The organism is Bradyrhizobium sp. 164 (genome assembly GCF_023073715.1).
Classification (GTDB): domain Bacteria; phylum Pseudomonadota; class Alphaproteobacteria; order Rhizobiales; family Xanthobacteraceae; genus Bradyrhizobium.
Genome location: NZ_JADPKA010000029.1, coordinates 460,502 through 474,099 on the forward strand (window position 1 = coordinate 460,502; position 13,598 = coordinate 474,099).

Genomic DNA, 13,598 nt, shown 5'->3' on the forward strand with positions numbered 1-13,598 from the left:
CGGTGTTTGACTTGGGTTAGAGAGGGCGAAAGTTTTCTCTGACCCGGAATTCCCATGGCCGCACCCAAGAAAGCCGCCGCAAGCACTCCACAGGACAAGGCCGACGGCGGTCCGCCCCCGGAATTCACCAGGGAGCAGGAGCTCAAGGCGCTCCGCGACATGCTCCTGATCCGGCGCTTCGAGGAAAAGGCTGGCCAGCTCTACGGCATGGGCGCGATCGGCGGTTTCTGCCACCTCTATATCGGCCAGGAGGCCGTGGTGGTCGGCATGCAGATGGCCCTGAAAGAGGGCGATCAGGTCATCACCGGCTATCGCGATCACGGCCACATGCTCGCCACCGGCATGGACGCCAACGGCGTGATGGCCGAGCTCACGGGCCGCCGCGGCGGCTATTCCAAGGGCAAGGGCGGCTCCATGCACATGTTCAGCAAGGAGAAGCACTTTTACGGCGGCCACGGCATCGTCGGCGCGCAGGTCTCGCTCGGCACGGGTCTCGCCTTCGCCAATCACTATCGCGGCAACGACAATGTCAGCGTCACCTATTTCGGTGACGGCGCGGCCAACCAGGGTCAGGTCTATGAGAGCTTCAACATGGCGGAGCTCTGGAAGCTGCCGGTGATCTACGTCATCGAGAACAACCGCTACGCTATGGGGACCTCGGTCTCGCGCGCCTCGGCGCAGCAGGACTTCTCCAAGCGCGGCGCCTCCTTCAACATTCCCGGCAAGCAGGTCGACGGCATGGACGTCCGCGCCGTGAAGGCTGCGGGCGAGGAGGCGGCGGCCTGGTGCCGTGCCGGCAAAGGCCCCTACATTCTCGAGATGCAGACCTACCGCTATCGCGGCCACTCGATGTCCGACCCTGCAAAATATCGCACGCGCGAGGAGGTCGAGAAGATCCGCCACGACCAGGACCCGATCGAGCAGGTACGTAACCGCCTCTTGGCGGCCAAGGTCAGCGAGCAGGATCTGAAGGCGATCGACGCCGAGGTGCGCGACGTCGTCAACGCGTCCGCCGATTTCGCCCAACATGATCCCGAGCCGGATGCCGCCGAGCTCTGGACCGACGTTTACCGCTGAACGCGCGCAAGCTTTCTTTTGGAGTCGATATGCCAATTCAAGTGCTGATGCCCGCGTTGTCGCCCACGATGGAGAAGGGCAACCTCGCCAAATGGCTGAAGAAAGAGGGCGAGACGATCAAGTCCGGCGACGTCATCGCCGAGATCGAGACCGACAAGGCGACGATGGAAGTCGAGGCAACCGATGAGGGCACGCTCGGCAGGATCCTCATTCCCGAGGGCACCGCCGACGTTGCCGTCAATACGCCGATCGCGACCATCCTCGCCGATGGCGAGAGCGCCGCCGATCTCGCGAAGGCCCCAGCGCCGGCCAAGCAGGAGAAGGCTGCGGAGTCCGCGCCGCCCGCCGCCGCCAAGTCCGAGGCCCCCCAGCCCAAGGCGGCGCCGTCCGCGCCGCAGCCCGTGGCCGAGCCCGATCCGGAGGTACCCGCCGGCACCGAGATGGTGACGCAGACCATCCGCGAAGCCTTGCGCGATGCCATGGCCGAAGAGATGCGCCGCGACGGCGATGTCTTCGTGATGGGCGAAGAGGTGGCCGAATATCAGGGTGCCTACAAAGTCACGCAAGGGTTGCTTCAGGAGTTCGGCGCCAAGCGCGTGATCGACACGCCGATCACCGAGCACGGCTTTGCCGGTGTCGGCGTCGGTGCCGCGATGACGGGCCTCAAGCCGATCGTGGAGTTCATGACCTTCAACTTCGCCATGCAGGCGATCGATCAGATCATCAACTCCGCGGCCAAGACGCTGTACATGTCCGGCGGCCAGATGGGCTGCTCGATCGTATTCCGCGGGCCCAATGGTGCCGCTGCGCGGGTCGCAGCCCAGCACAGTCAGGATTACTCGGCCTGGTATTCGCACATTCCCGGCCTCAAGGTGGTCGCGCCGTATTCGGCGGCCGATGCCAAGGGGCTGCTTAAGGCCGCCATCCGCGATCCCAACCCGGTGATCTTCCTCGAGAACGAGGTGCTCTACGGTCACACCGGCCAAGTACCCAAGCTCGACGATTTCGTGATTCCGATCGGCAAGGCGCGCATCGTGCGCTCCGGCGGCCACGTCACCATCATCTCGTGGTCGAACGGCATGACCTATGCGCTCAAGGCCGCCGACGAGCTCGCCAAGGATGGCATCGAGGCCGAGGTGATCGACCTACGCACGCTGCGCCCGATGGACACCGAGACCATCATCAACTCGGTCAAGAAGACCGGTCGTGCGGTGACGGTGGAGGAGGGCTGGGCTCAGAGCGGGGTCGGCGCCGAGATCGCCGCGCGCATCATGGAGAACGCCTTCGACTATCTGGACGCGCCGGTTACGCGGGTCTCCGGCAAGGACGTGCCGATGCCCTATGCCGCGAACCTGGAGAAGCTCGCGCTGCCCTCGGCAGCGGAAGTCGTCGAGGCCGCCAAAGCCGTCTGCTACAGGTAGACCATGGCGGGCCCCAAGGAGCAGCCACTGCCGCCCGACGTCATGACCCGCGAGGACGCGGTCGAGATCCTGCGTGTGTTCGTGCTGGACGGTGGGCTGTCGATGGCGTTCCAGCGCGCCTTCGAGGAGCCCGACATGTGGGGCCTGCTGCTCGTCGATCTCGCGCGCCATGCCGCGCGCGCCTATGCGCGCGAGAGCGAATACACCGAGGAGGATGCCTTGAACCGGATTCTGGAGATGTTCCAGGCCGAGATCGAGCGTCCGACCGACACCGGCAGCACGACGCCACGCGGCAAGGGGCACTGACGTGGCCATCGAATCCTATCACTACGATTTTATGCTGGAGGCGATCCGCGAGGCGGAAACCTCGATCGCGCAGGGCGGCCTGCCGATCGGTGCGGTGCTGACGCGCGACAACAAGATCATCGCCCGCGGTCACAACAAGCGCGTGCAGGAGAACAACGTGATCCTGCACGGCGAGATGAGCTGCCTGCGCGAAGCCGGCGCGATCACGTTTCATGACACCGTCATGTACACCACCCTGTCGCCATGCTCGATGTGCGCCGGCGCGCTGGCGCTGTTCAAGGTCAAGCTGGTGGTGATCGGGGAATCTGTCACCTTCGAGGGATCCAAGGACATCCTCGACAAGTTCGGCATCCCCTGGATCGACCTTGCCGACGACCGCTCCATCACCATGATGAAGAATTGGCGTTCCAATCCCGCCAATGAGCGTCTGTGGCAGGGCGACATCGGCAACTAAACCTGGTCTGTTCGTCTTCGCTTCAGGAGACGACGTTTTGAGAAGTTCTTCGTGAGGTCAGCATGCCCATCAACATCCTGATGCCCGCTCTTTCGCCGACGATGGAGAAGGGCAACCTCGCCAAGTGGCTGAAGAAGGAGGGCGACAAGGTCAAATCCGGCGACGTCATCGCCGAGATCGAGACCGACAAGGCGACCATGGAGGTCGAGGCGATCGACGAAGGCACGATCGCCAAGATCCTGGTGCCCGAGGGCACCCAGGACGTTCCGGTCAACGACGTGATCGCGGTGCTGGCCGGCGAGGGCGAGGACGTGAAAGCCGCGGGCGCCGCGAAGCCGACCGCCTCGGCTGCACCGCCCAAGACCGCTGAGGCACCTGCTGCCGCGCCGGCACCGGCACCTGCGCCGGCCGCACCCAAGGCGACGCCGGCTGCCGCCGCACCGGCTCCGCCGGCTGCAGCTCCCGCCGCGCAGGGCAACGGCCATGGCGGCCGCGTGTTCTCATCGCCGCTCGCGCGCCGTATCGCGAAGGAAGCCGGCATCGATGTTGCGATGATCACGGGCACTGGCCCGCACGGCCGCGTGGTCGCGCGTGACGTCGAGCAGGCCAAGTCCGGCAAGGGCCTCAAGGCTCCCGCCGCAGCACCGTCTGGGGCGCCCTCGATCGCGCCGACCATGTCTGACAAGCAGATCCTGTCGCTGTTCGAGCCGGGCTCCTACGACATCGTCCCGCATGATGGCATGCGCCGGACCATCGCGCAGCGCCTGACCGCATCGATCCAGAACGTCCCGCACTTCTATCTCACCATCGATTGCGACATCGGCAAGCTGCTGGCCGCGCGCGAGGAGATCAATGCGGCTGCTCCCAAGGACAAGGAGAAGAAGCCGCTCTACAAGATCTCGGTCAACGACTTCGTCATCAAGGCGATGGCGGTCGCACTCCAGAAGATCCCGAACTGCAACGTCAGCTGGACCGAAAGCGGCATGGTCAAGCACCACCATTCCGACGTCGGCGTTGCCGTCGCGATGCCAGGCGGCCTGATCACGCCTATCATCCGCAAGGCCGAGACCAAGACGCTCTCGACCATCTCCAACGAGATGAAGGACTTTGCCGCGCGCGCCCGCTCGCGCAAGCTGAAACCCGAGGAATACCAGGGCGGCACCACGGCCGTCTCCAACCTCGGCATGTACGGCATCAGTCACTTCACCGCGGTGATCAATCCGCCGCACGCGACCATCCTCGCGGTCGGCACCAGCGAAGAGCGTCCCGTCGTGCGCGGTGGCAAGATCGAGATCGCAAACATGATGAGCGTGACCTTGTCCTGCGATCACCGCGCCATTGACGGCGCGCTCGGCGCCGAGCTGATCGGCGCGTTCAAGCAGCTGATCGAAAATCCCGTCATGATGATGGTCTGACGCGGCGGCAGAGGGGGCAACGTTGCATGTCCGTACCCGCTGGCCATGGATATCGCTGCTGCTTGGGGGGATCGTCGCGCTCAATCCGATCGGGCTCGATTTTCTTCAGTCCGCCTTCCTGTCGGCAGAGCAATTATCGCGGAACATCGCTCAACCCATTGTGTTGAGCGCGCTGGCTATTCTGGTCCTGGTCGGGATCATCGAATGGCTAGTCAGGTTTGTTGTCTTCAAGCGCCGCGCTCGCGGCGCCTCTTGAATTGAACGGGAGCGCCATGGCCGATACATCCTTCGACGTCATCATCATCGGCTCCGGTCCCGGCGGCTATGTCACCGCGATCCGCGCCGCACAGCTCGGCTTCAAGACGGCGATCGTCGAAAAAGCGTATCTGGGCGGCATCTGCCTGAACTGGGGCTGTATTCCGACCAAGGCGCTGCTGCGTTCGGCCGAGATCTACCACTACATGCAGCACGCCAAGGATTACGGCCTGTCGGCAGAGAAAGTGTCTTTCGACCCGAAGGCTGTGGTGCAGCGCTCGCGCGGCGTCTCGAAACGACTCAACGACGGCGTCGGCTTCCTGATGAAGAAGAACAAGGTCAGCGTGATCTGGGGCGCGGCGTCGATCGACGCGACCGGCAAGGTCACTGTGAGTAAATCGGACGTCGAGGGCCCGAAGGGCACGTTGGGCGAGGGGAGCTACCAGGCCAAGCACATCATCGTTGCGACCGGCGCGCGGCCGCGCGTGCTGCCCGGGCTGGAGCCGGACAAGAAGCTGGTCTGGACCTATTTCGAGGCGATGGTGCCGGAACGGATGCCGAAGTCGCTGCTGGTGGTCGGCTCCGGCGCGATCGGCATCGAGTTCGCCTCGTTCTTCCACACCATGGGCTCCGACGTCACGGTGGTCGAGGTGCTACCCCAGATCCTCCCCGTCGAGGACGCCGAGATCGCGAGCCTGGCGCGCAAGCGCCTGGAGAAGCAGGGCATCAAGATCATGTCCTCGACCAAGGTCACCAAGCTCGAGAAGAAGGCCGATAGCGTCGTCGCCACCATCGACGACGGCAAGGGCAAGCCTGTGGCGACCGAGTTCGAACGGGTGATCTCCGCTGTCGGCGTGGTCGGCAACGTCGAGAATCTCGGCCTCGAAAAGCTTGGGGTGAAGACCGATCGCGGCATCATCGTGGTGGACGGCCACGGCAGGACCAACGTTCCTGGCATTTACGCCATCGGCGACGTCGCAGGTCCCCCGATGCTCGCGCACAAGGCCGAGCATGAGGGCGTGATCTGCGTTGAGGCAATCAAGGGTCTCAATCCGCATCCCATGGACAAGAACATGATCCCGGGCTGCACCTATTGCCATCCGCAGGTGGCATCGGTCGGGTTGACTGAGGCCAAGGCCAAGGAGAGCGGCCGCGAGATCCGCGTCGGCCGCTTCCCCTTTGTCGGCAACGGCAAGGCGATCGCGCTCGGCGAGGACCAGGGCCTCGTCAAGGTGATCTTCGACAAGAAGACCGGACAGCTTCTCGGCGCTCATATGGTCGGCGCTGAAGTCACCGAGCTGATCCAGGGCTACGTCGTCGCCATGAACCTGGAGACCACGGAAGAAGAGCTGATGCACACAGTGTTCCCGCATCCGACGCTGTCGGAGATGATGAAGGAAGCCGTGCTGGATGCTTATGGACGGGTGCTGAATATTTGAACGCTCGCCATGACGACCAAAGAGCTGTTCTCCAGAATAAGAAGGAAACCACCCCATGCACGACAACGACAACCTCACCATCGAACGTCCGACCTTCGTCACGCATCTCGAATGCGCGATGGAAGGCGATCATTACGCCCCCGACCAGGTCCACAATCTCTCCAAGGCCGGCAAGCCGCTGCTGGTCCGCTACGACCTCACTGGGGTGAAGAAGGCGCTGACCAAGGACGCCCTGGCCCAGCGTCCCGCCGACATGTGGCGCTACCGCGAGCTGCTGCCGGTGCGCAAATGCAAGGACATCGTCTCACTCGGCGAGGTCACGACGCCGCTGATCCGGCTGCCGAAGCTCGGCGCCAAACTCGGCGGTGGCGAGATCATCGTGAAGGACGAAGGGCGCCTGCCGACCGGCTCGTTCAAGGCGCGCGGCCTCGTGATGGCGGTGTCGATGGGCAAGGCGCTGGGCATCAAGCACATGGCGATGCCGACCAATGGTAACGCCGGCGCCGCGCTGGCGGCCTATGCGACCTCCTGCGGCATCAAGACAACGATCTTCTGCCCGGCCGATACGCCCGAGGTGAATGTCAGCGAGATCGAGCTCCAGGGCGCGACCGTCTATCGCGTCAACGGCTATATCGACGATTGCGGCAAGATCGTCGGCGAGGGGAAAGCAAAAGTCGGCTGGTTCGACACGTCGACGCTGAAGGAGCCGTACCGCATCGAGGGCAAGAAGACGATGGGCCTCGAGCTTGCCGAGCAGCTCGGCTGGGACGTGCCCGACGTGATCTTCTATCCGACCGGCGGTGGCACCGGCCTGATCGGCATGTGGAAGGCGTTCGACGAGCTCGAGAAGATCGGCTTCATCGGGTCCAAGCGTCCGCGCATGGTCGCGGTGCAGGCCTCGGGCTGCGCGCCGATGGTGCGGGCCTATGACGCCGGCGCCGAGCATGCGACGCGCTGGGAGGATGCCCACACCATCGCCTCGGGCATTCGCGTGCCGCAGGCGATCGGCGATTTCCTGATCCTGCGCGCGGTGCGGCAGAGCAAGGGTTTTGCCATCGCGGTCGACGACGACAAGATCTCGTCGGCGCTGAGCGAGGTTGCGCGCGAGGAGGGACTGCTGTTGTGTCCCGAGGGCGCCGCCACCTACGCTGCCTACAAGCAGAGCCTTGCCGATGGCCGTGTCAGCAAGACCGACCGCGTCATGCTGTTCAACTGCGCGACCGGACTGAAATATCCATTGCCGCCGGTCACCCGGACGCTCGATCGCCACAAGCCGATCGATTACACGCAGTTCTAGCGCGGCAATACGCCACGAACGATCCCTCTTCCCGTACGCGGGCAGAGGGTCACAATAACAAAGACATCGCTGGGGAGAGGACTATGAAGGCCGCTTGGGCTGCGCTGATTGCCATTCTCGCTGTTGCAGGCGCCGCGCGCGCTGACGACTATCCCACGCGTCCCATCACCATCATCGTGCCATTCGCGGCCGGCGGGCCGTCGGATGCAATGGCGCGGGTGCTTGCGGAGCGCATGCGCGTATCGCTTGGCCAGCCCGTGGTGATCGAGAACGTCACCGGTGCGGGCGGCTCGATCGGCGTCGGTCGCGCCGTGCAATCACCGCCGGACGGCTACACCATCTCGTTCGGCCATCTCGGTACCCACGTCGCAAACGGTGCCGTCTACAAGCTCAAATACGACCTTGTCGCCGACCTCGAGCCGGTGGTGCTGTTGCCGAGCAATCCGATGATCGTGGTCAGCAAGAACGCGGTGCCGGTGACCTCGCTGAAGGAGCTCATTGAATGGCTGAAGTCGCGGCCATCGCCGCCCACGGCAGGCACGGCCGGCGCAGGCTCCGGCAGCCACATCGCCGGCGTCTATTTCGAGAGCGTCTCCGGCATCAAGCTGCAATACGTGCCGTATCGCGGCACAGCGCCCGCCCTCAACGATCTCATCGCCGGCCAGATCGATCTCATCGTCGACCAGACCTCCAATTCCATCAACCAGGTCCGCGCCGGCACCATCCGCGCCTACGCCATCACCGACGACAAGCGCCTGCCGTCGGCGCCGGAGATTCCGACCGCGGAGGAGGCGGGCCTGAAGGGTTTCAAGATGACGCTGTGGTCAGGCATGTGGGTGCCGAAGGGCACGCCGAAGGAGGTCGTGACCAAGCTCAACGCGGCGGCCGTGGAAGCGCTGAACGATCCTGGAGTGAAGAAGCAGCTCGAAAGCCAGGGCCTGGAGATGACGCCCAAGGATCAGCTCACGCCAGAAGCGCTCGGCAACCGCCAGAAGGCGGAGATCGCTAAATGGTGGCCGATCATCAAGGCGGCGAATATCAAGGTGGATTGAGGTGGGCTGCGCTGGTGTCAGCGTCGCATTCGCTGATCGCCGGACAATCACTTCATGGTTTCGTCACCTGCTGCAGCGCCACCTCCAGGCATTTCATCAGATCCGAGGCGGCAAACGGTTTACCGAGGAAACAACTTGCCCCGGCTTTAAGCGCACGCACACGCACGCTCTCCTCCGGGAAAGCGGTGATGAAGATGAACGGCGTTGACGACCCCTGCGCGCGCATCTGCGTCAGCAGATCGATTCCAGTGACCGACGGCATCTGCACGTCCGCGATCACGCAGGAGGTGTCGGTCGAATCGGTCGACCTCAAAAACTCCTCGGCGGAGGCGAATGTGTGGACGATGTATCCGCGGGATTCCAAGAGATTGTTGATCGCGGCCCGCACGTAGGGATCATCGTCAAGCACAGAAATGACCGAAGCCACTGACAAGACGTCCGCTCCTCGCCCGGAATTACGCTTGCCGTCGCTACGGCCTCACATAAACCCGCAAGGTGGACCCGCCGGTCATCGTTGGAAACTCATACTTAGGTTTGTACGTCGGGCTTGCTGGGTCGAATCCCGAGCGCCTCGCTCATCCTCACCAGGTCGGCCAGCGACTTCGCCCCCATTTTCCGCATGATTTGGCCGCGATAGATCTTGACGGTGATTTCCGCCAAACCGAGCTGGGCGGCCACTTGCTTGTTCATCAGGCCCGACGTCACCAGTGACAAGACGTCCCGCTCCCGCGAGGTGAGTGACTCGAAGCGCGATCTGACGTCCGAGACGGTCTTGTAAAGATCGCGGCGCTTGCGGTCTCGCTCGATCGCGGCCTGGACCGCGTCGAGAATTTCCTGGTCGCGAACCGGCTTGGTCAGGAAGTCGATCGCGCCGCTCTTCATGGCCCGAACAGTCATGGGAATATCGCCATGACCGGTGATGAAGATGATCGGCGTATGGATATTTGCCTTGGCAAGATCGGTTTGCAGCTCAAGGCCGCTCGTTCCGGGCAGGCGGATGTCGAGCACCAGGCAACTGGGGACTTCCGGCGGCTTGGTCTGGAGGAGTTGCGGCGCCGAGCCGAATGCTTCGACCTTGAGGCCGACCGACTCGAACAGATTGGTAAGCGCACGACGCATGGACGCGTCGTCGTCGACGATGAAGACGATTGGCTGATCGCCGTCCTCCTTGGGCGAAGGCCCCGCGCGCTCGTTCACGGTGCTTCCTCTCGATGGAGTGGCAGGGTGATCTGAAAAGTCGCTCCGCGCTCCTGGTTCGGTATGGCGGAAAGTCGTCCGCCGTGTGCCTCGATAATCGAGCGGCAGATCGACAGGCCCATGCCCATGCCGCTGGACTTCGTGGTAAAGAACGGCATGAACAGGCGGTCCATTGCCTGTTCGCAGATGCCGACGCCGCAGTCGGAGACGCTCACCAGCACCGCGCCATCGTCGTCGGCCGCTGAACGGATCGCCAGCTCGCGCGGGCGGTCATCGATGCCTTCCATGGCCTCGATGCCGTTCTTGATCAGGTTGATGAGGACCTGCTGCAATTGAATTCGATCGCCAAAGATCCTGGGCAGTGCCGACGACAGTTCCATTCGAACCGACACGGCATGGCTCGCCATCTCGCGCTGAACGAGCGCGACAGCCTCGCGCACGACCACGCTGACTTCGAGCGGAGCCATCTCGATATCGGAACGCTTGGCGAGCGCCCGAACGTGACGGATGACGTCGCTGGCACGCTTGCCGTCCTCGATGATCCACTCCACGGAGCGGCGCGCCGCCTTGAGATCGGGCGGACTGCGCTGCAGCCAGGCTAGGCAGGCGTCGGCGTTTGCGATCACGGCGGCGAGGGGCTGGTTGATTTCGTGAGCAATTGAAGCGGTCAGCTCGCCCAGCATCGTGACGCGAGTCACATGAGCGAGCTCGGCTTGCGCCTTGCGCAGCGCCTCTTCGGCGTGATCGGCCCGGATGGCCGCGGTCACGTCGGTGCAGACGCCCCGATAACCCAGAAAGGTGCCGTTGGCGTCGAAGAACGGCTTGCCGCTCGTCCGCACATAGATCGGCTGTCCGTTGCGGTCCTTGCTGCGGTAAACCAGATCGCGGAACGGGACGTGGGCATCGAGCGCCGCCCGATGTTGTCGCCATTTTTCGGGCTCGAGATCGGCGTCGGGAGCAATGTCCCAACGCGTGAGCCCGATCAGGCCCGCGGGGGCGGTGACGGTATCAGAATGTTCCGAGATGTGAGTGACGCGATGGTCTGGTCCCGTCTCCCAGAACCAGTCGGAGGCGGTTTCGGCATAGTCGCGAAAGCGCTGCTCGCTGTCACGAAGTCTGCGCTCTGCCTCCTTGGTCGCCGTGATGTCAGTCACCGACCCCACGAACTCCACGTGACCGCTCGCATCTCGCGTCGCGCGGGCGACCGCTCGGACGTACTTGATGGAACCGCCGGGCATCACCAGCCGGTATTCGTGATCGTAATCTTTTCCCTCGCGCGCCGCCCGGCCCGTGATCCGCTGCACTGCGAGCCGGTCCTCCGGATGGATGCGCTGGAGCATGAAGGGAATCTCTGGCTTGGTCCCCTCGTCGCATTGGAAGATGCGATAGGTCTCCTTGGACCATGTGATCTCGCCGGTTGCAGCCCTCCAGCCGAAACTGCCGGTGTGGCTCAATTCCTGTGCCTGGGCGAGGTAAGCTTCGCTCTGTCGCAGCGCATTCTCCGCTTCCTTGCGCTCGGTGATGTTCTCGCAGGCGACCAGCACGATCGGCCCGCCATTGCCCCGCAGCATGGTCTTGGCATTCTCGCGCACCCATAGCACCGAGCCGTCCTTGCGAACCTTCCGGATTTCCCAGGTGTGTGACTGATCAACGGTCTCAAGGCACAGCGCAACACACGCGCGTACGAAGTCGCGATCTTCCTCGAAGAACACATCCAGCACTGATCGGCCGATCAACTCCGCGGCCGTATAGCCCAGTTGCGCCGCGCCGAACGTGTTCACGTTGATCACGGTTCCGCTCGGATCGACCATGAAATACATGACCGGGTTGTGCTCGAAGACTTGCTGCCACTGCTTGACCGCCTCCAGCAGACCGGCGTCGCTGGGCTCGCTGCGCGGCTTGGGGGTGACAACTTGCCTGAGGCAGCCGGCGAGGTATTGCGCGGCTGACTTCCCGAACGTTGCTGCCCGGCCCGGCTTCATCGCAGACGCTCCCGGCGCTCTCTGCGTGAACACAAGTAGAGCACGTTGCCGCCGGAGGAGCAATTCCGGCCAAAGTCGGATGCCGGTGACGACGTTGGGCTTGGAATTGGCTGCTCGCCGTCCTGGTCACCTCAGCGCCCGATTTTTCGCGGTAGCCGTGCAACCCGCGCATCGTGCGTGGTCTCGTTGAACGCGAGCCCGCGCGAGAGCCCCCGGGCGAGTACGGGACAAACCTAGGTATAGCTCGTCTATTCCTAGTCATGGCGGCCATTTACCTCCGTACAATTGAGCGCCTCATGCCTGGCGGACTAGCCTCATGACCATCGGGAGTGTCGACCAGCCAATCGCATCGGTCGGGCGAGATCGGGTCTCAAGCCTACGGCCGAGGCCTCTCACTAACAGGCACGACCAAGGACGAGGCCGCTGCATTTCTCGACACCCAGCCGCGTTGGAGCAATTCACGACCCGCGTGAGGTCGACGGGAACCAAGCAACAAGGGAGAGAACAATGTGCAATACGTCGCAACTTCCTGAGCCTCGCCTATCCGAGTCCGAACGTTGCTCTTCAATCAAAGGCTGTGCGGTGTGTGGCGGCAAGTTTGGCCTGATCCGCTACTATTCCTGGCGCACAGCGCTCTGCTCCAAGAAGTGCGTTGATCGCTTCCGCACACGCCGCGAACGCGACCGCCGGTGGCTGTTCCGGGCTCAGGTCGCGTGAGGGCTGAACTGGAGAGCTGACTTCTAATCGCGGAGCTCGTGCGTTGAACCGCTCATGCAAGCTCTTGTGCTCGATGGTTCTCCTTGGCTCCGCTGCGACGGTCCAGGCGCAGGAGACAAGAGACGGTGCCGTTCATCGCCAGCATCCACCCCAGGACCAGGCGCTGCACGAAAAATTCTATTCGACCTGGCACATGCCGGACAATCCGAGCCTCAGTTGCTGCAGCAGCGCTGACTGCTATCCGACTGATATCAAGTACATTGACGGCCGGCTCTATGCACGGCGCAGGGAGGACGGCAGATTCATTCTGATCCCACCGCAAAAAGTGGAGCGAAACAGGGATAATCCGGACGGCCGAAACCATCTTTGCGCTCCACCGCCCGCACTTTCTCCGTTGGACAGCGTTTACTGCTTCGCTTTGGGAGGTGCCACGTGAGATTCGCGTTCGTATTGGTGAACGGCCGGACTCCGTTCCGGAAGACCTGGTGCATGCAGTGCTGCGAGCCGATCAGCAGCAGCTATCTCCGCGAGATTCGGACAGGTCTGCCTTACTGCGACTATCAGTGCTACGCGCTGTTCTGCGAAGCGCTCGCCAAAGATGGCGTGAGGGCGGCTTCATGAAATTCGTGGTGGTCAATCACGACCCCCCGTTGCCCGCCGTCACGTGCAGCACATGCTCGCGGTCAATCCGCTCCGGCTATGTCCGGCATGTGCGGACGCAGCGCCGTTACTGTGACTACGATTGCTACCGCCGCGGCGAACTCGTCACGTTTATGCGATGGTCGATGCCCGGGTGGACAGAACGGGCCGCCGAGAACGTCGAGTTCGCTGGAAACATGATCGAGACGTTGGCGGTCCTGACGGCCGTCTCGTGCTGGAGCTGCACGATACACGCCTGGACCTTCGCAAGAGCGTTGACCGGCGCATATTTGGACGGTCGCGATCTGATCACGATGGAAGGAGGTGACACCTAGCTGCGCGACTGC

13 protein-coding genes are annotated in these 13,598 nt (G+C 63.3%); 10 read left to right on the top strand and 3 right to left on the bottom strand.

Going from position 1 to position 13,598, the window contains the following annotated elements:
- Positions 1-54: 54 nt before the first annotated feature.
- The 9 genes from pdhA (at position 55) to IVB01_RS13450 (ending at position 8,716) form a co-directional block, all read left to right on the top strand.
- Complete coding sequence (gene pdhA, locus IVB01_RS13410) at positions 55-1,077, top strand: pyruvate dehydrogenase (acetyl-transferring) E1 component subunit alpha (protein WP_247275984.1); 1,023 nt, start codon at positions 55-57, stop codon at positions 1,075-1,077.
- A 29-nt stretch (positions 1,078-1,106) separates the two neighbouring features.
- Positions 1,107-2,498, top strand: coding sequence for a pyruvate dehydrogenase complex E1 component subunit beta (locus tag IVB01_RS13415; protein WP_247275985.1), 1,392 nt, complete (start codon positions 1,107-1,109; stop codon positions 2,496-2,498).
- A 3-nt stretch (positions 2,499-2,501) separates the two neighbouring features.
- Entirely contained in the window at positions 2,502-2,804 is a 303-nt protein-coding gene (locus IVB01_RS13420) for a DUF5076 domain-containing protein (protein WP_247275986.1), read from the top strand.
- A 1-nt stretch (position 2,805) separates the two neighbouring features.
- Positions 2,806-3,258, top strand: coding sequence for a nucleoside deaminase (locus IVB01_RS13425; RefSeq protein WP_247275987.1), 453 nt, complete (start codon positions 2,806-2,808; stop codon positions 3,256-3,258).
- Positions 3,259-3,320: 62 nt separating this feature from the next.
- Positions 3,321-4,673: a pyruvate dehydrogenase complex dihydrolipoamide acetyltransferase gene (locus tag IVB01_RS13430; RefSeq protein WP_247275988.1), complete on the top strand. Its 1,353-nt coding sequence runs from the start codon at positions 3,321-3,323 to the stop codon at positions 4,671-4,673.
- A 22-nt stretch (positions 4,674-4,695) separates the two neighbouring features.
- Complete coding sequence (locus IVB01_RS13435) at positions 4,696-4,929, top strand: hypothetical protein (protein WP_247275989.1); 234 nt, start codon at positions 4,696-4,698, stop codon at positions 4,927-4,929.
- Positions 4,930-4,945: 16 nt separating this feature from the next.
- Positions 4,946-6,367 (top strand): dihydrolipoyl dehydrogenase, encoded by a 1,422-nt coding sequence (lpdA, locus tag IVB01_RS13440; RefSeq protein WP_247275990.1) that lies wholly within the window; start codon positions 4,946-4,948, stop codon positions 6,365-6,367.
- A gap of 55 nt (positions 6,368-6,422) precedes the next feature.
- Positions 6,423-7,664 carry a threonine synthase gene (locus tag IVB01_RS13445; protein WP_247418374.1) on the top strand — a complete coding sequence of 414 codons (1,242 nt, stop codon included), beginning with the start codon at positions 6,423-6,425 and terminating at the stop codon, positions 7,662-7,664.
- Between the two features lie 83 nt (positions 7,665-7,747).
- The gene (locus tag IVB01_RS13450; protein ID WP_247275992.1) at positions 7,748-8,716 is read left to right on the top strand and encodes a tripartite tricarboxylate transporter substrate binding protein BugD; all 969 of its coding nucleotides are present in this window, start codon (positions 7,748-7,750) and stop codon (positions 8,714-8,716) included.
- 52 nt (positions 8,717-8,768) lie between these two features.
- Here IVB01_RS13450 and IVB01_RS13455 read toward each other — a convergent pair whose 3' ends face one another.
- The 3 genes from IVB01_RS13455 to IVB01_RS13465 form a co-directional block, all read right to left on the bottom strand.
- A complete protein-coding gene (locus IVB01_RS13455) occupies positions 8,769-9,149 on the bottom strand; it encodes a response regulator (protein WP_247275993.1) in 381 nt (126 codons plus the stop codon).
- Between the two features lie 95 nt (positions 9,150-9,244).
- The gene (locus IVB01_RS13460) at positions 9,245-9,913 is read right to left on the bottom strand and encodes a response regulator transcription factor (RefSeq protein WP_247275994.1); all 669 of its coding nucleotides are present in this window, start codon (positions 9,911-9,913) and stop codon (positions 9,245-9,247) included.
- The gene (locus IVB01_RS13465; RefSeq protein ID WP_247275995.1) at positions 9,910-11,895 is read right to left on the bottom strand and encodes a PAS domain S-box protein; all 1,986 of its coding nucleotides are present in this window, start codon (positions 11,893-11,895) and stop codon (positions 9,910-9,912) included. The genes IVB01_RS13460 and IVB01_RS13465 overlap by 4 nt, the downstream gene beginning before the upstream one ends.
- 1,334 nt (positions 11,896-13,229) lie before the next feature.
- On the opposite strand from IVB01_RS13465, the gene IVB01_RS13470 reads away from it, so the two are divergent.
- Entirely contained in the window at positions 13,230-13,586 is a 357-nt protein-coding gene (locus IVB01_RS13470) for a hypothetical protein (RefSeq protein ID WP_247275996.1), read from the top strand.
- Positions 13,587-13,598 lie beyond the last annotated feature (12 nt).

Coding starts and splice junctions, on each gene's coding strand:
- pdhA (WP_247275984.1), top strand. CDS start 55: ATGGCCGCACCCAAGAAAGCCGCCGCAAGCACTCCACAGGACAAGGCC.
- IVB01_RS13415 (WP_247275985.1), top strand. CDS start 1,107: ATGCCAATTCAAGTGCTGATGCCCGCGTTGTCGCCCACGATGGAGAAG.
- IVB01_RS13420 (WP_247275986.1), top strand. CDS start 2,502: ATGGCGGGCCCCAAGGAGCAGCCACTGCCGCCCGACGTCATGACCCGC.
- IVB01_RS13430 (WP_247275988.1), top strand. CDS start 3,321: ATGCCCATCAACATCCTGATGCCCGCTCTTTCGCCGACGATGGAGAAG.
- lpdA (WP_247275990.1), top strand. CDS start 4,946: ATGGCCGATACATCCTTCGACGTCATCATCATCGGCTCCGGTCCCGGC.
- IVB01_RS13445 (WP_247418374.1), top strand. CDS start 6,423: ATGCACGACAACGACAACCTCACCATCGAACGTCCGACCTTCGTCACG.
- IVB01_RS13450 (WP_247275992.1), top strand. CDS start 7,748: ATGAAGGCCGCTTGGGCTGCGCTGATTGCCATTCTCGCTGTTGCAGGC.
- IVB01_RS13465 (WP_247275995.1), bottom strand. CDS start 11,895: ATGAAGCCGGGCCGGGCAGCAACGTTCGGGAAGTCAGCCGCGCAATAC.
- IVB01_RS13470 (WP_247275996.1), top strand. CDS start 13,230: ATGAAATTCGTGGTGGTCAATCACGACCCCCCGTTGCCCGCCGTCACG.